The organism is Dietzia sp. 179-F 9C3 NHS (assembly GCF_045369825.1).
Classification (GTDB): domain Bacteria; phylum Actinomycetota; class Actinomycetes; order Mycobacteriales; family Mycobacteriaceae; genus Dietzia.
The window spans coordinates 24,453-40,077 of the sequence record NZ_JBIQES010000013.1; the positions used below are offsets into that span (position 1 = coordinate 24,453).

Below are 15,625 nucleotides of genomic sequence, written 5' to 3' on the forward strand. Positions count from 1 at the left end.
GTCCGCCGACGATGACCGATGATCTCCGGGGCCACCGCCTCGCCCTGTCCCGCCGTTCCCTGCTCCGCGCCGGGGGAGCCCTGGCCGTGGGGGCCGGCGCCCTGGGCGGCGCGGGTGCCCTCGGGTCGCTCCTCTCCGCGGCTACCGCGCCGCGGGGCGTGGCCACCGAGGAGCTACGGATCGGCTACCTGCCCATCACCGACGCTGCGCCCCTGCTCGTGGCGCACGGCGACGGACTATACGAGCAGCGACGGCTGCTCGTGGGGCGCCCCGTCCTGTTCCGTTCCTGGGCCTCGCTCATGGAGGCGTTCCTCACCCGCCAGGTGGACCTCATCCACCTGCTCATGCCGTCGGCGATCCAGCTGCGGCACGTCGTGGGCGCCGACGTCCGGGTGGTGAGTTGGAACCACACCGGCGGCGGCGCGATCACCGTCGCGCCACACGTCACCGAGGTCGCCCAGCTCGCCGGGACGCAGGTGGCGATCCCCGGTTGGTGGTCCATCCACAACATGCTGCTCCAGCGCGTCCTGCGCGCCCACGGACTGACCCCGGTCGTGCGCCGTGCACCCAGCCGGGCCGAGGGGACCGTCGAGCTCGTCGTCATGGGCCCGGCGGACATGATCCCCGCACTGGCCACGGGCTCCATCTCGGCGTTCACCGTCGCCGACCCCTTCAACGCCGGCGCCGTGGCCCGGGGCGTGGGCCGGTTGCACATGCTCTTGGACGAGGTGTGGCGCGACCACGCCTGCTGCGTCACCGTCCTGCACGCCGACCTGGCCGAGAGCCGGCCCGATACGGCGCAGGCCCTCGTCGACGCCGGAGTGGCCGCTCAGCTCGGGATCCGCGCCGACCGGTCAGCGGCGGCCGCGCTCCTCTCGGGCCGGGGCTACCTGCCCCAGCCGCCCAAGGCGGTCGAGGTGGCCATGACCGGCACCGCGGACGACCCCGACGGGGGGCCGCCGCGGCCGCGGATCGACTTCCACCCGTATCCGTTCCCGAGTTTCACCTCGGAACTCGTCCGGCAGATGCGGCAGACCGTGGTCGACGGCGAGGCCGGATTCCTCGACGGGCTCGACCCGTCGTCGGTCCACGCCGATCTCGTCGACGACCGCTTCGTCCGCACCGCCATCGCCCGCCACGGCGGGCCCGCCGCGCTCGGACTCCCCGCCTCGCTCACCCGACACGAACGGCTGATCTAGATGACCCGCACCACCGCCACCCCGGACCCGGAGACCGGCCACCCGGACCCCGCCGACCCGGTCGTGACCGATCCCGCGGACGACCTGTCCGGCCGGCGCGCCCGGCGCGGCGCGCGCGGCCCCGGCTCCAGGGCCCTCGGCCGCTGGGCCGCCGGCCTGCTGGGGCTGCTGCTCGGGCTCGCCATCTGGGCACTGCTCACCTCGCCGCTCGTCACCGACGACCCGGTGCTCGGCGGCATGGCACCGCTGCGGACGTGGGAGGGCCTGCTCGCGCTGCTCGACCGCGGCGTGCTCCTGCCCGACGCCGCGGTGAGCCTGTATCGCCTGGTCGCGGGGCTCGCCGTGGCGGCCCTGCTCGGCGTACCGCTCGGGCTGTGGCTCGGGCTGCGGCGCGGTGCCGAAGCGGTCGCCGGCCCACTCGTGCAGTTCCTGCGGATGATCTCGCCTCTGTCGTGGGCGCCGGTGGCGGTGGCCGTGTTCGGGATCGGCCACGAGCCGGTGATCTTCCTCGTGGCCGCCGCCGCGGTGTGGCCGGTCATGCTCTCGACCTCCGCCGGGGTCCACGCCATGGACCCGGGCTACCTCGACGTGGCGCGATCGATGGGGGCCACCGGCCGGGAGCGCCTCGTCTCCGTGGTGATCCCCGCGGTCCGGCCGTCGATCCTCGGCGGCATCCGGCTCGCGCTGGGCACGGCGTGGATCGTGCTCGTTCCCGCCGAGATGCTCGGCGTCCGCTCGGGGCTCGGCTACCAGATCCTCAACGCCCGCGACCAACTCGCCTACGACCAGGTGATGGCGGTCATCCTGGTCATCGGCATCCTGGGGTTCGCGCTCGACGCGCTCTCGCGACTGCTCCTGCGGGGCGGCGCCCGCCGCTGAGCCGGAGCCGCGCCGTCAGTGCTCGCGCAGCGCGTCGATGAGCTCGTCCTTGGTCATGTCGGACCGACCCTCGATCCCGATCTCGCGCGCCCTCTCGCGGAGCTCGTCCACGGTCCACTCCTCGTAGGCCCCCGACGAGCCGCCCGCGCGACCGACCTCCGAGCGCGAGCGCTCGGCGGATGCGTTGGCGATCCGGGCGGCCTTCTCCTTACTCGCGCCGTCGCGGCGCAGCGCCTCGTAGACCTCGTCGTCCTTGACGCTGGGTCCCGGATCCTCGCGCTTCTTTCCGGCCATGGGTCCTCCTCGGTGCGGTCGGTTCGGTGTGCTCCCCGGTCAGGGGGTGTCCTCGGGCCATCCTGGCGGCGGATCGACCGGCCGGCCACCGCACACCCAGCCGGACGAGTACTCGCCGAACGCGGTCGGCGGTGAGCCGACCCGGTCGGCGTGCCGGAGCAGCGCTGCGCGGATCCACCTCGAGCCCGAAGAGCTCAGGCCACGCGCCGGCGGAGTGGTAGCTCGCGTCGTCGATCTGCCGCACGCCCGGCCCGCTCACGTCCGTGCCCCGGCCCGTCGGGCCCGCCGCATCCGCGAGTCCAGGTGCCGGGTCATCTCCTGCCCGACGGCGGCCATGTCGAACGCCGTGGTCAAGGTGTCGCCGGCGAGCCGGTAGGTCCGCCGGGTGTTCTCGACGTGCTTGGCGGTGGCGGTGTTGAGCACCCGGGCCTCGAGCTCGAGTACCAGGGTGTCGCCCTCGGCGGTGAGCGTGCCCTCGGCGAGTTCGGCCTGCCCGGTGGGCTGGGAGAGGACGAACTCCACCGCGTCGGGGCCCACGACACGCAGGTAGCCGGTCTCGGTGTGCATGGGCGAGCCGTCGGACCCCCAGGTGCGCTGGACGTAGAGCAGGAAGGGTTTGCCGACGTCGGTGAAGGTGACCTCCTCGGTGTAGGAGAAGTCGTCGATCGTCGGGTAGTGGCCGGAGCCCTCTCCGCGCCAGGTGCCGAGGAGGGAGGAGACGGGGGCGAGGTTCGGGGCGAGGCTCATGCCGCCGAGCCTAGGCGAGAGCGGTCCGGGGGCGGTCAGGTGAAGAAGAACCGGATGAGGTGGAAGAAGACGGGGGCGGCAAAGACGAGGGAGTCGACCCGGTCCATGATCCCGCCGTGGCCGGGCAGGATCGCACCGAAGTCCTTGATGCCGCGGTCCCGCTTGATGGAGCTCATGACGAGCCCGCCGGCGAAGCCCATGAGGCAGGACACCAGCGACAGGGCGGCGGCCTGCCACGGTGCGAACGGGGTGACCCACCACAGGGCGGTGCCGAGCGCGGTGGCGGACAGGACGCCGCCGACAAAGCCCTCCCACGTCTTGTTGGGGCTCACCGTGGGGGCGACGGGGTGGCGGCCGAGGGTCTTGCCCCAGATGTACTGGAGCACGTCCGAGCCCTGTACCACGATCACCAGGAAGAGCAGCAGCTTGGCGCCCTCGGCGCCGCCGGAGCCGGCGGGCGCGTACTCGGCGAACTCGCGCCCGTGCTCCATGGCGGTGGGCAGGTTGAGCACGGCGGGCACGTGGCTCACCGCGTACACGCACACCATGAGCGACCACTGGATCACGGCGCTGCGGCGCAGGAAGTCGCGGGTCTCGCCGGTGAGCGCGTTGCGGGTGGGCAGGAAGAGGAACGCATAGACGGGGATGAAGACCGAGAACATCCCGTACCAGTGCTCCCACACGAACCAGAACTGCAGGGGCGGGATGATGAAGAACAGCCAGACCAGCGTCCGGTGGTCGCGGCGGGTGGTAGGGGAGATGGTGACGAACTCGCGGAGCCCCAGCAGTGCCACGGCGAGAAAGACCAGGACGACCGCCGTCTCGCCGAGGGCGAGGGCACCCACGACGAGAGCGATCATCGCCCACCAGGCGGCCACGCGCTGGGCGAGGTTCACGAGCAGCTCGTCGTGCCGCTCGCGGTCCAGGACGCGGAACAGGACCGCCGTCACCGCGCTGGCCACGACCAGCACGCCCACGACGCCGGCGAGGAGCAGTCCCGCCTCGCGATCGAGCAGGCCGATCACGTCGCGTCCCCCTCGTCGTCGGCGTCGGCGGCGTCGGCGACCGGGGCCCCGGTGGTCGTGCCCGCGAGTAGGACCTGCCGGGCCCGCTCGAGGAACTCGGCCTTGGATTCGCCGGGGGCCACGGCGATCGGCTCGTGGAAGGTGACGCTGGACAGGTGCGGCACCGGGACGAGTTCGCCCTTGGGCAGGATGCGGCCCAGGTTGCCCAGGGTCACCGGGATCACCGGGATGGCCGGGTCGTGCCGGGCCAGGTGGTACAGGCCGCTCTGGAACGGGGCGAGAGTCTCGCCGGTGCCGCGGGTGCCCTCGGGGAAGATGATGAGCGAGTCGCCGGCGTCGAGTACGGCGGTCATCCCGGCGAGCTGGTCCGACGGCGCCCCGCCCGCGTGCGCCCGCCCGCCGCCGGAGCCGGTCCGGTCCACGAGGTGGGCGTTGAATAGTCCCTCGGCGAGGAGCCGGCGGATCCCCGACGACCAGTAGTCGCGCGCGGCCACGGGGCGGACCCGGTCGCGGAGGCGCCCGGGAAGGACGGCCCAGAGGGTCGCGAAGTCCAGGTGGCTGGAGTGGTTGGCGTAGTAGACGGCCTGGTCGGGCAGGTCCCGGACCGAGCCGCCGGAGGTGAGGACGGGCCGGGCGCCGGTGACGGTGGTGAACCCGGCCGCGAGGGCCGTCCGCACCGCGGCCGTGAGCGGGCCGCTCACGATCCGGCCGCCCGGGCGGTGAGGTCCCGCGCGATCACGCGGAGACGCACGGCGGTGGTGACGGCGGAACCCAGGGCGACGACGGCGAGGGTGGCCACGAACACCCAGCCGCGCGGCATCCCCAGGGCCGGCTCGAGGAGCGATACCGCGCAGGCGGCCACCACGACCCACATCCGTCGCGGCTTGGCCATGGGGCCGGCGAAGACCTGGCCGACCCCGCCGGCCGCCCCGAGGGCGCGAGCATACGCGGTGAGCACGGCGAGCACCGCGGCGGTCCAGCCCAGGGCCACCCCGAGGTCGTGCCCCGCGCCCGTCCACGCGCCGGCGGTGGCGTAGCCGGCGGCGGCGAGCACCGCGACGTCGGAGAACCTGTCGGGGACCTCGTTGTAGAGGTCGCCGACGGGGGAGTGCATGCCCTTCTCCACCGCGAGCATGCCGTCGAGCATGTTCATGAGCAGCCGCAGCGGGAGGCACACCGCGGCCAGCACGAGCAGGCCCGCCCGCGCGGCGTCGGAGGCGTCGGCGGAGGCGACCAGGGCCGCGGCGGCGACGACGGCGACGACCACGCTGCCCACCGAGATCAGGTTGGGGGTGGCCCCCACCCGCTCGAGGACGTCCGCGGCCCGCGTCGCCCACGTCGTGGTGCGCTGGGGGATCTCCCGGCGGTCGGTGCCGGAGGCGCCATGCTGGTTCACGCCGTCGACCGTAGTCCGGTGGCGCCAGCGGTGGGGCCACACGGTCGGCCGCGGGGCCGGTAGCGTGACCCCGGTGACGAGCGCGAGGACCGATCACCTGGTGGCGGCGGCCTGGGGTGCCGCGGAGGCGACGTTCTTCGTGGTGGTGCCCGACGTGTGGATCAGCCGCGTGGTGCTGCGGTCGCCGCGCCGCGGCGCCGCCACCACCGTCAGCGCCCTCGCGGGGGCGCTCGCGGGCGGAGTCGTCACCCACCGGTGGGGTGCGCGGATCCCCGCGGACAGCAGCGCCCGGGCGCTGGCCGCGCTCCCGGCCATTTCCCCGACCATGGTGCGGAAGGTGGAGGCGGACCTGGCGCGCGACGGCCACCGCACGCTCATGGAGGGCCCCACCCGGGGCGTGCCGTACAAGATCTACGCCCGCTCGTCGGGGTTGCACGGCATGCCGCTCGGCGGCTTTCTCGCCTGGTCCGTCCCGGCGCGGATGGCGCGGTTCCTGCTGGTCACGGCTGGCACGGCCGGGTCGATGGCGGTGGGACGCCGGCTCGTGCCGCGGTCGATCGACCGGCTCGCCCCGGCCGCGCACGCGCTGGCGTGGACCGGCTTCTACCTGTGGTTCTTCCGGACCGTCGGGCGCGAGGAGTCGCCGTCCCAGACGGGGTGACCGGCGTCGTCGAGCCGGATCCCCTCGCTGGGGGCGTGGTCGGTGACCCGACCGTCGTGCATGAGGTGGCCCACCGCCAGGCCGTGCTCGGCCACCACGACGTCGGCCACGATCCGCCGGTGGCAGCGCCACCACACCGACTCGGAGCACATCACCGCCGTGCGCCGTGCCCGCGCGTCGCCCACCACGCGCCCGAGCGCCTCCCGGAACCGCGGGTCTCGGGTCCACGCGCAGTACGCGCGGAACGCCTCGACGCGCCACCAGGTGTCGGGGGAGGCTTCCCGGTCGGTGGCGGTGAGCGTCCGTCGCCCGCCGAGTTCCTCCTCCCAGCGGTAGTCGATGCCCGCGTCGGCGGTGAGGTCGGGGACGGAACCCCTGGCGGCCGCGGGGTTGGCCCGGCTGCCGGGGAAGCGCCGGATGTCCACGAGCAACTCGACGCCCGCGTCGGTGAGGAGCCGGGCCAGCTCGTCCCGGCCCAGCGTGCCGTGCCCCACGGTGAGGAGCACTACCGCTCCGGCCCGGCCCCGTCCCGGGGCGGGGCCGAGGCTTCCGGGCCGTGGTCGCGGGTGCCCGCCGCGCCACGCGGGGCGTGCCCGCGGCGCTCGCCGGCCCCGGCATCCGCGGCCTCGTCGTCGTCCTTCTTCCGCCGCGGGATCACGTGCATCACCGCGACCACGACGGCCCCCACCGCCAGGCCGAAGAGCAGCGCGCACACCGTGCTCACGAGCCAGCCCAGGACGGCACCCACGCCCGCGACCTGCGCGACGGGGTCGGCGATCACGTGGACGATGTGGTACGGGCCGGTCACCCCGAGCTCGTCGAGGCCCACCAGCAGGATGTGGCCGCCCACCCACAGCATGGCCAGCATGCCGACGAACGAGATCACGTCGAGCACCGTGGGCATGGCCCTGATCAGCCCGCCGCCGAACTTCTGGAGCCCGGGGGAGTCCTTGCCGGCCAGGTACATCCCGACGTCATCCATCTTCACGATGATCGCGACCACGCCGTAGACGAGGATCGTGATCCCGATCCCCACCAACACGAGGATCGCCGCGCGGGACCAGAGGGCCTCCGTGGCGACCTCGTTGAGCGAGATCACCATGATCTCGGCGCTGAGGATGAAGTCGGTGGTGATCGCCCCGCGGACGAGCTTGCGCTCTGCGTCCTCGCCCTGCTGGAGGACCGGGGTGTCCGCCTCGTGATGGTGCCCGGAGACGCGTTCCCACACCTTCTCGGCGCCCTCGTAGCAGAGGTAGAGGCCGCCGCACATGAGGATCGGCGTGAGCAGCCAGGGGATGAACTGGCTGAGCAGCAGGGCGAACACGATGATGATCGCCTTGTTGCCGAGGGAACCGATCGCGATCTTGCGGATGATCGGCAACTCGCGGGACGGTTCGACGTCGCGGACGTACTGCGGGGTCACCGCGGTGTCGTCGACCACCACCCCGGCGGCCTTGACGCTCGCGCGGCCCGCGGCCGCGGCCACGTCGTCCGCGCTCGCCGCGGCCATCCGCGCCAGTACTGCGACGTCGTCGAGGAGCGCTGCGAGACCACCGGCCATGGGAACCTCACTGGGGTGAGTAGGGCGTGACCCGTCACAGGGTAGCGCCGCTCAGCGGTCGACGGCGTCGAGGACCCACCGCAGCGAGGCGACCCCGGTGCGGACCAGCGGCACCCCGGGGCGACCCACACCATACCCCCGGTTTGGAGGCCTCGCGGGGTATCGTCGGGGCGATGAGTACGCCCCCGTCGCCCACGCACCGCCTCCGCACCCGGGGAGTGGTGCGGGTCGTGGCGGTGCTCGGCACGCTCGTCGCCGTCAACCTGGTCGCCAACCTCGCCGGCCTGCCCTTCCGGGAATTCGTGGTGGTCAAGGCGCGCGGTATGCACTGGTCCGAACTCGGACTCGCGGCGCGCCACATGCCCCGCGGCCTCGCCTACGGGCTCGCCGCGACCGTCGCCGTGGCGGCCGTGGTGACCGCCGGGTGCCTCATCCCCGCCACGAACCACTACTTCCTCTCCGAGCGCTACTCGGACCTGCGGCTCGCCGCGTTCTCCGCGCTGGTGCTCATCCCGCTGCAGACGGTCCTGCCGGAGGAGCTGGCGTTCCGCGGCGTCCTCCAGGGCGCGCTGGAGCGGGTCTTCGGCACCGTCGGGGTGTTCGTCGTGGGCTCGCTGGCCTTCGGCCTGTGGCACGTCACCTCGTCGCTGGGACTCACCGCGGGCAACGCCGGCCTCTCGGCGCTCCTTGGCACGGGGCTCGGCGGCCAGTTGGCGGGGATCGGGCTCGCGGTGGCCGCCACCTCGGTGGCCGGCGCGGGGTTCATCTGGATCCGCCGCCGTAGCCGCAGCCTGCTCGCGCCCATCGGGCTGCACTGGGCGTTCAACGCCGTCGGTGCGCTGGCCGCCGCCCTCACGTGGCGGGCACTGGCCGGCTGAGCACCGCCCTCGCCGCCACCACCACGACCGCGGCGCACGACGCGGTCACCACCAGCAGCGGTAGTGCCGAGTGCGGGCCGGAGACGCCGGTGAGCGGCGAGACCAGCGCTGCGAGCGCGAACTGCGCCGCCCCCAGCAACGCCGAGCCGGACCCGGACCGCCCCCGGGTCTGCTGCATCGCCAGCGCCGCGGAGTTGGGCATGACCAGCCCGATGGACGAGGTGAGCAGGACAAAGACGACCGTGACCGGCGTCAGGTGCAGGGTGCCGGCGGGGGATAGTGCCACGACGACGGCGAGCGCCGCGATCGCCACCACCGTGCCGCCCACGCCGGCGGCCATGACCCGCTCCGGGCTGAACCGACCCACGAGCCGGGCGCCCGCGAGGTTGGCCCCGAGGATGCCGAGGGCGTTGACCGTGAACGCCACGGCGTACGCGGACGGGGAGAGCCCCACCATGTCCTGGTAGACGAACGGGCTCGCCGAGATGTAGGCGAACAGGACGCCGAAGGTGAACACGAAGACGGCCAGCCGGGCCAGAAATGGCGCGTGCGTGCCCACGTGGCGCATGTCCGCCAGGGTCGAGCGCAGGCCGCCAACCCGGCGCGCGTCCACCGGGAGCGACTCCGGAACCGCCGCCCACACGGCCGCCGCCGTGACGGCCGAGAGGGCCGCGAGCACCCAGAACACCGTCCGCCAGCCCCCGAAGGGCACCACCACGCCGCCCACGAGCGGGGCGACGACCGGCGCGATCGACTGGATGGCCATGAGCGAGGCGAACGCCTTGGCCACCCCGGCCCCGCGCCCCACGTCCACGACCACGGCCTTGGCCAACACCACCCCGGCGGCGCCGAAGAAGCCCTGGGCCACGCGGCCGGCGACCAGCACCCAGATGCTCGGCGCGAGCGCGCACACCACGGCCGCGGCCGCCGTGCCCACCGACCCCAGGACGAGCAGCCCCCGCCGCCCGAGCCGGTCGGAGAGCGGACCGATGACGAGCTGGCCCACGGCCAGGGCCACCATGAACGCGGTGAGCGTGAGCTGGGCGGTCGAGGCGGACACGCCGAACTCGCCCACGATGAGCGGCAGGCCCGGCAGGTAGGTGTCCGTGGCGAACGGCCCGATCGCCCCGCAGAGGGCGAGCGCCACGAGCATCGTCGCCGGTGGTGCCCCGGTCCCGGACCCGGTCGTCCCTCCGGCTGCGGACCCTTCCCTGCGCTCCCGCCCGTCGCCGGACAAGGTGGGGGTCAGCGGGTCTCGACGACTGGGCGGCCGTCGACGTAGGCGATGGAGCCGTTCTCGAACGCGGAGACCCAGCCGCCGTCCGTGGTGGTCTCGTCCGAGGTCGGGAAGCCCAGTTCGCCCCCCGGCCCGCCGGCCTCGCGGTAGGCCTCGAGGATCGCGCCCTGGACGACGAACGCGCGGCCCGCCGGGGTGAGGACGATCGTTCCCCGCTCGAAGTCGGACACCGATCCGCCGGCGACGTCGGTGGCGGGCCCGGTGGCGCGGCCGAGATCGCCCGCCTCGCCGCCGAGCTCCGCCCAGCGCTCCGCGACGGGCTCCGGGAGTCCCACTGTGCCGCCGTCGGGGCCCGGGACCGCCGACGAGCTGGTCACCGAGGCCGGCGACGACGCGGGGGTCGTGGTCCCGCCCTGGTCGGATTCCCCGTCGTCGGCCGCGCAGGCGGTGAGGGTCACGGCCGTGACCACGGCGAGGGCGGCCGCGGCGACGGGTGCCGAGGCGAGGGGGCGTGGTGTCCGGCTTCTCCGGCGCATGAGCGGGGCTCCTTCCGGGCGGGGCTTATCCGGTGGTTCGACTCTAGACCCGCCCCTCCGGGCCGCCTCCAGCTCGTGGCCGGAAATCGGCGACTCCACTGCCGGATCGGCAGCTCTCAGAGGCGTCGCCGACCCTGCGACCGGGTCGCCGATTTCGGGGTGTGGGCGGGCGGGGCGTGGGTTGGGCGGGTCAGAGGCCGGGGCGCTTGCCGATGGTCAGCGTGACCTCGCCGGTGTGGGCGAAGAAGTCCTCACCCTTGTCGTCCACCACGATGAAGGCCGGGAAGTCCTCGACATCGATCTTCCACACCGCCTCCATGCCGAGCTCCTCGTACTCGATCACCTCGACGTGCTTGATGCAGTCCTGGGCCAGTCGCGCGGCGGGGCCGCCGATCGAGCCGAGGTAGAAGCCGCCGTGGGAGGCGCACGCGTCGGTGACCTGCTTGGATCGGTTGCCCTTGGCGAGCATGACCATGGACCCGCCGGCGGCCTGGAACTGCTCGACGTAGGAGTCCATGCGGCCGGCGGTGGTGGGACCGAACGAGCCGGAGGGCATGCCCTCGGGGGTCTTGGCCGGGCCGGCGTAGTACACGGGGTGGTCCTTCATGTACTGCGGCATACCCTCGCCGGCGTCGAGGCGCTCCTTGATCTTGGCGTGCGCGATGTCGCGGGCCACGACCAGCGGGCCGGTGAGCGAGAGCCGCGTCTTGACGGGGTGCTTGCTCAGCTCGGCGAGGATCTCCGGCATCGGCCTGGTGAGGTCGATCTTCACGGCCGCGCCCTTGCCGGTGCCCGAGACTCCGTCGGTGGCGGCGTCGAGCTCGGCGTCGGTGGTGGCGGGCAGGTACTGGCCGGGGTTGAACTCGAGCTGCTCGAGGAACACGCCCTCCGGGGTGATCTTGGCCTTGGCCTGGCGGTCGGCCGAGCAGGAGACGGCCAGGGCGACCGGCAGCGAGGCGCCGTGGCGGGGCAGGCGGACCACGCGAACGTCGTGGCAGAAGTACTTGCCGCCGAACTGGGCGCCGATGCCGATCTTCTGGGTGAGCTCGAAGACCTTCTCCTCGAGCTCGACGTCGCGGAAGCCGCGGCCGGTGATCGCGCCCTCGCGGGGGAGCTCGTCGAGGTAGTGGGCGCTGGCGAGCTTGGCGGTCTTGAGGCAGTGCTCGGCCGAGGTGCCGCCCACGACGATCGCCAGGTGGTACGGCGGGCAGGCGGCCGTGCCGATCGAGCGGATCTTCTCCTCGATGAACTGCATCATCCGCTCGGGATTGAGGATGGCCTTGGTCTCCTGGTACAGGAACGACTTGTTGGCCGACCCGCCGCCCTTGGCCATGAAGAGGAACTCGTAGGTGGTCTCGTTGCCGGGGGTGGTGTCGGCACCGATCTCGATCTGGGCGGGCAGGTTGTTACCCGTGTTCTTCTCTTCCCACATCGTTATGGGCGCGTTCTGCGAGTAGCGCAGGTTGAGCTTGGTGAACGCGTCGTAGACGCCGCGCGAGACCGTCTCCTCGTCCGGGCCCTCGGTGAGCACGTGCTGGCCGCGCGAACCCTTGATGATCGCGGTGCCGGTGTCCTGGCACATGGGTAGGACACCGGCCGAGGCGATGTTGGCGTTCTTGAGCAGGTCCAGCGCCACGAACTTGTCGTTCTCGCTGGCCTCCGGGTCGTCGAGGATCTTGGCGACCTGCGCGAGGTGATCTCTACGGAGATAGTGGGAGATGTCGTGCATCGCCGTCTCGGTGAGCAGGCGGATCGCCTCGGGCTCCACCGAGAGGAACGTCCGGCCGCCCGGACCCTCGACCGTGGAGACGCCCTCCCTGGTGAGCAGTCGGTACTCGGTGGTGTCCTCCCCGAGGGGGAGGAGGTCCTCGTAGCGGAACTCGGGCATGGGGTCGCTCCTTGTACGGGTACGCCGGCGGGTGTTCCCCCAGGTTAGTACGACCGCGTGGGTCGTCGGGCCCGGGCACCACCCGCGGTCGAGCGGGAGCGAGCGCAGGATGTGGGGCTGCGCACGCCGCTCACCGTGATCTGGCTCGTCTTCTCCGGGCGGTGGCTCGCCCTGACGTGCGTCGCCGTGGGCCTGCTCGCGTGAGCGAACGATCGCACGACCACGCGATGTGACGGATCACACTTAGGGGAGGCTTGCCTCGGCTTGCCTTTACGGGTTCCGCCGAATTAAGGTGAGCCTAACCTTGCGAGAACAACAGGAGTCCGTGTGAACCGCTTCCCGAAGATCGTCGCCGCCGTCGGCGCCCTGACTCTCGCCGCCGGCACGCTCACCGCGTGCGGCGGCTCCGACGCCCAGACCGGCGGAGCCGAGGGTGAGGGCCCGACGAAGATCGTGCTCACCAGCCACGCGGCGGCGGCCACCCTCGACGAGCTCGACCTCGAGGACCGGGTTGTCGGCCTGACCAAGTCGGGTGTCTTCCCGGCCGCGCTCGAGACGTACGCCGACGAGAAGTACACGGACGTCGGGACTCTCAAGGAGCCGAAGATGGACGTCATCGCCGAACTGGGACCCGACGCGATCATCTACGGCGCGCGGACCCAGGAGATGGAGTCCGAGTTCGCCAAGCTCGCTGAGACAGTGCTCGCCGGCGACGCCGCCACCACGGGCACCGTCGCCTCGAACCGGGCCAAGGTCGAGGAGCTCGCCGAGCTGTTCGGGGCGCAGGACAAGGCCGAGGAGGAGCTCGCGGAGATCGACGAGAAGGTCGCCGCGACGAGGGAGAAGGCCGCTGATGCCGGCACCGCCCTGGTGATCATGACCTCGGGAGGCAAGGTCTCCGTCTACGGTGCGGGCTCGCGCTTCGACCTGATCTTCAACGAACTCGGCATGAAGCCTGCCGGCGAGGTGCCCACCGAGGGACGACACGGTGCGCCCATGAGCTGGGAGCAGATCGCTGAACTCGACCCCGAGCACGTCTTCGTGATCGACCGCGACGCGGCGATCGGCAGCGAGGGTGAGGCCGCGGCCGCGCTGCTCGACAACCCGGTCTTCAACCGGACCGCGGCCGCCACGAACGGCAACGTCCACATGCTCGACGGCCAGAACTGGTACCTCGTCGGTAGCGGACTGGGTGTGCTCGGCGACATGGTCGACGAGATCGACTCCGCCATCTCCTGACCACACGTCACCCGTGACCATCACGATCACGCGCGAGGAGCGGGCACAGCAGCACGCGCTGTGGCCGCTCCTCGGCGTGGTCGCGCTCGTCGTCTCGCTGGTCGCCAGCGTCTTCGTCGGCGCCGCCGACATCACGCCCTGGGACGTGCTCACGGGCGGCCTCACAGAGGCCCATCGGGTGTACCTCGTCGAGGCCCGCCTGCCCCGTACGGCGGCGGCGGCGCTCGCGGGGGCCTCACTCGCCATTGCAGGTCTGCTCATGCAGCTGCTCACCCGCAACCGCTTCGTCGAACCGTCCACGGCCGGCACGGTGGAGTCCGCGGGACTCGGTCTGGTCGTGGTCGCGATCCTGGCCCCGGGTGCTCCGCTGGTCGTCAAGATGCTCGTCGCGATGGTGTTCGCGCTCGCCGGGACCGCGCTGTTCCTCGCCTGCGTCCGCCGCGTCGCGGTCTCCGACTCGTTCGTCGTGCCGCTCGTCGGCATCATGCTCGGTTCGGTCATCGGCGCCGTCGCCGCCTTCCTCGCGCTGTCCCGGGACCTGCTGCAGATGCTCAACACCTGGTTGCTCGCCGACTTCTCGGCCGTGCTCGCGGGGCGCTACGAGCTGCTCTGGCTGGTCGCCGTCCTCGGCGTCCTGGCGTACCTCGCCGCGAACCGCTTCACCGTCGCCGGACTGGGAGAGGATGTGGCGACCGGCCTCGGCCTGGATCACCGCACGGTGGTCGCGGCCGGGATGGCCATCGTCGCCGCGGTTGCCGCCGTCGTCGTCGTCACCGTCGGGGCGCTGCCGTTGCTCGGCCTCGTCGTGCCCAACATCGTCTCCCGCCTGGTCGGCGACGACGCGCGCCGCGGCCTGCCGTTGGTCGCGCTCCTCGGCTCGGTCACAGTGCTGGTCTGCGACATCGTCGGCCGCTCGTTGCCCGGCCTGCTCGCGGGCGGGCCCGGCGCGGGAGAGGTTCCCGTCGGCACCATCGTCGGAATCCTCGGAGGCGCGGTCTTCCTCGCCATGATGCTCAGGGGGGTGCGCCGTGGCTGACGTCTCCGTCGCTCCCACATCCCCGCCCCGGAGCACCAGCACGCCCCCGGAATCCGACCGCCGGCGCCGGATGCTCGTGCTGGGCGTGTGCGCCGTCCTCGCCGTCGCGGCCGTCGCCCTGCTCGTCTTCAGCGGCCTTCCCGGCAGCGTCGGCTCCAAGGCGTGGACCTACTCGCTCGAGCGCATGCTGCGGCACGCCGCGGCGCTCGTGCTGGTCTCGGCCGCCGTGGGTGTGTCGACCGTGCTGTTCCAGACCGTCACCGGCAACCGGATCCTCACGCCGGGGCTCATGGGCTTCGACTCGATGTTCCTGCTCATCCAGACGGCGTTGGTGTTCTTCCTCGTCCCGCGGCCGGACTCCGGTGCCGCGAGCCTGCTCAGCGGGGGCCTGGTCGCCTTCCTCGGGCAGACCGCGATCATGGTCGTGGCCTCGACGTCGCTGTACCTGTGGCTGCTCGGGGGGCGGAAGACCGACATCCACCTGCTGCTGCTCGTCGGCGTGGTGTTCGGGGTGTTCTTCCGCTCGTTCTCCAGCTTCTTCCAGCGGCTGCTCGACCCGGCGTCGTACCTGCTCGTCCAGGACGCCATGTTCGCCAGTTTCCGGAACGTCCAGCTCGACGTTCTCATCGCCTGCGCGGTCGTCCTCGTCGGGGGACTGGTCGTGGTGGCCGTCCTCGGTCGGCGTCTGGACGTGATGCTGCTGGGCCGCGACCCGGCGGTGGCGCTCGGTGTGGACCACCGGCGAATGACCATCGTCGTGCTCGTGGTGGTGTCCTTCCTCGTCTCGGCCTCGACCGCGCTCATCGGCCCCGTCATGTTCTTCGGGCTCATCGTGGCCAACGCCGCCTATGCGCTGCTCGGCACCAACCTGCACCGCTTCACGCTGCCCGTGGCCTCGCTGCTCGGCGTGATCGCCCTCGCCGGCGGCGAGATGGTCCTGCGCGCCCTCGGCGTCGAGTCCGCTCTGAGCATCGTCATCGAGTTCGTCGGTGGCCTGCTCTTTCTGTTCCTGCTCCTGACCAACCGAACCCGATGACCGGGAGGCACAT

At 72.5% G+C, this 15,625-nt stretch carries 18 protein-coding genes; 8 read left to right on the forward strand and 10 right to left on the reverse strand.

The window, feature by feature from the left end; translation table 11 throughout:
• Positions 1-11: 11 nt before the first annotated feature.
• On the forward strand, positions 12-1,199 hold the full coding sequence (locus ACH0BZ_RS13895) for an ABC transporter substrate-binding protein (RefSeq protein ID WP_406899160.1): 1,188 nt from the start codon (positions 12-14) through the stop codon (positions 1,197-1,199).
• Positions 1,200-2,078, forward strand: a complete 879-nt coding sequence (locus ACH0BZ_RS13900) for an ABC transporter permease (RefSeq protein WP_406899162.1) — start codon at positions 1,200-1,202, stop codon at positions 2,076-2,078.
• Positions 2,079-2,093: 15 nt separating this feature from the next.
• Here ACH0BZ_RS13900 and ACH0BZ_RS13905 read toward each other — a convergent pair whose 3' ends face one another.
• From ACH0BZ_RS13905 to ACH0BZ_RS13925, 5 genes are all read right to left on the reverse strand, one after another.
• Complete coding sequence (locus tag ACH0BZ_RS13905) at positions 2,094-2,372, reverse strand: Rho termination factor N-terminal domain-containing protein (RefSeq protein WP_406899163.1); 279 nt, start codon at positions 2,370-2,372, stop codon at positions 2,094-2,096.
• A gap of 255 nt (positions 2,373-2,627) precedes the next feature.
• Positions 2,628-3,119 (reverse strand): FABP family protein, encoded by a 492-nt coding sequence (locus ACH0BZ_RS13910; protein ID WP_406899164.1) that lies wholly within the window; start codon positions 3,117-3,119, stop codon positions 2,628-2,630.
• Between the two features lie 35 nt (positions 3,120-3,154).
• Positions 3,155-4,144 carry a phosphatidate cytidylyltransferase gene (locus ACH0BZ_RS13915; RefSeq protein WP_406899165.1) on the reverse strand — a complete coding sequence of 330 codons (990 nt, stop codon included), beginning with the start codon at positions 4,142-4,144 and terminating at the stop codon, positions 3,155-3,157.
• Positions 4,141-4,845 carry a lysophospholipid acyltransferase family protein gene (locus ACH0BZ_RS13920; RefSeq protein ID WP_406899166.1) on the reverse strand — a complete coding sequence of 235 codons (705 nt, stop codon included), beginning with the start codon at positions 4,843-4,845 and terminating at the stop codon, positions 4,141-4,143. The genes ACH0BZ_RS13915 and ACH0BZ_RS13920 overlap by 4 nt, the downstream gene beginning before the upstream one ends.
• Entirely contained in the window at positions 4,842-5,540 is a 699-nt protein-coding gene (locus ACH0BZ_RS13925) for a CDP-alcohol phosphatidyltransferase family protein (RefSeq protein ID WP_406899167.1), read from the reverse strand. The genes ACH0BZ_RS13920 and ACH0BZ_RS13925 overlap by 4 nt, the downstream gene beginning before the upstream one ends.
• Before the next feature lie 73 nt (positions 5,541-5,613).
• Here ACH0BZ_RS13925 and ACH0BZ_RS13930 point away from each other — a divergent pair, with 73 nt between their 5' ends.
• Positions 5,614-6,201: a hypothetical protein gene (locus ACH0BZ_RS13930; protein WP_406899168.1), complete on the forward strand. Its 588-nt coding sequence runs from the start codon at positions 5,614-5,616 to the stop codon at positions 6,199-6,201.
• Here ACH0BZ_RS13930 and ACH0BZ_RS13935 read toward each other — a convergent pair.
• Together ACH0BZ_RS13935 and ACH0BZ_RS13940 are read right to left on the reverse strand one after the other, a co-directional pair.
• A complete protein-coding gene (locus ACH0BZ_RS13935) occupies positions 6,144-6,707 on the reverse strand; it encodes a DUF488 family protein (RefSeq protein WP_406899169.1) in 564 nt (187 codons plus the stop codon). The genes ACH0BZ_RS13930 and ACH0BZ_RS13935 overlap by 58 nt on opposite strands.
• Complete coding sequence (locus tag ACH0BZ_RS13940; RefSeq protein ID WP_406899171.1) at positions 6,707-7,762, reverse strand: DUF808 domain-containing protein; 1,056 nt, start codon at positions 7,760-7,762, stop codon at positions 6,707-6,709. The genes ACH0BZ_RS13935 and ACH0BZ_RS13940 overlap by 1 nt, the downstream gene beginning before the upstream one ends.
• A 173-nt stretch (positions 7,763-7,935) precedes the next feature.
• Between ACH0BZ_RS13940 and ACH0BZ_RS13945 the strand changes: the two genes are divergently transcribed.
• On the forward strand, positions 7,936-8,640 hold the full coding sequence (locus tag ACH0BZ_RS13945) for a lysostaphin resistance A-like protein (RefSeq protein ID WP_406899172.1): 705 nt from the start codon (positions 7,936-7,938) through the stop codon (positions 8,638-8,640).
• Here the strand turns inward: ACH0BZ_RS13945 and ACH0BZ_RS13950 are convergent.
• The 3 genes from ACH0BZ_RS13950 to ACH0BZ_RS13960 all read right to left on the reverse strand — a co-directional run bounded on the left by ACH0BZ_RS13950 (position 8,615) and on the right by ACH0BZ_RS13960 (position 12,301).
• Positions 8,615-9,793 carry a multidrug effflux MFS transporter gene (locus tag ACH0BZ_RS13950; protein WP_406899173.1) on the reverse strand — a complete coding sequence of 393 codons (1,179 nt, stop codon included), beginning with the start codon at positions 9,791-9,793 and terminating at the stop codon, positions 8,615-8,617. The genes ACH0BZ_RS13945 and ACH0BZ_RS13950 overlap by 26 nt on opposite strands.
• A gap of 92 nt (positions 9,794-9,885) precedes the next feature.
• The gene (locus ACH0BZ_RS13955; protein WP_406899174.1) at positions 9,886-10,413 is read right to left on the reverse strand and encodes an LGFP repeat-containing protein; all 528 of its coding nucleotides are present in this window, start codon (positions 10,411-10,413) and stop codon (positions 9,886-9,888) included.
• 190 nt (positions 10,414-10,603) lie between these two features.
• Positions 10,604-12,301 carry a fumarate hydratase gene (locus ACH0BZ_RS13960; protein ID WP_406899175.1) on the reverse strand — a complete coding sequence of 566 codons (1,698 nt, stop codon included), beginning with the start codon at positions 12,299-12,301 and terminating at the stop codon, positions 10,604-10,606.
• Positions 12,302-12,358: 57 nt separating this feature from the next.
• On the opposite strand from ACH0BZ_RS13960, the gene ACH0BZ_RS13965 reads away from it, so the two are divergent.
• The 4 genes from ACH0BZ_RS13965 to ACH0BZ_RS13980 all read left to right on the forward strand — a co-directional run bounded on the left by ACH0BZ_RS13965 (position 12,359) and on the right by ACH0BZ_RS13980 (position 15,612).
• The gene (locus ACH0BZ_RS13965; protein WP_406899177.1) at positions 12,359-12,505 is read left to right on the forward strand and encodes a hypothetical protein; all 147 of its coding nucleotides are present in this window, start codon (positions 12,359-12,361) and stop codon (positions 12,503-12,505) included.
• 123 nt (positions 12,506-12,628) lie between these two features.
• The gene (locus tag ACH0BZ_RS13970) at positions 12,629-13,540 is read left to right on the forward strand and encodes a siderophore ABC transporter substrate-binding protein (RefSeq protein ID WP_406899178.1); all 912 of its coding nucleotides are present in this window, start codon (positions 12,629-12,631) and stop codon (positions 13,538-13,540) included.
• A gap of 13 nt (positions 13,541-13,553) precedes the next feature.
• On the forward strand, positions 13,554-14,576 hold the full coding sequence (locus tag ACH0BZ_RS13975) for an iron chelate uptake ABC transporter family permease subunit (protein WP_406899180.1): 1,023 nt from the start codon (positions 13,554-13,556) through the stop codon (positions 14,574-14,576).
• Entirely contained in the window at positions 14,569-15,612 is a 1,044-nt protein-coding gene (locus ACH0BZ_RS13980) for an iron chelate uptake ABC transporter family permease subunit (protein ID WP_406899182.1), read from the forward strand. Before ACH0BZ_RS13975 ends, ACH0BZ_RS13980 begins: the two co-directional genes overlap by 8 nt.
• The last annotated feature ends 13 nt before the right edge of the window (positions 15,613-15,625 follow it).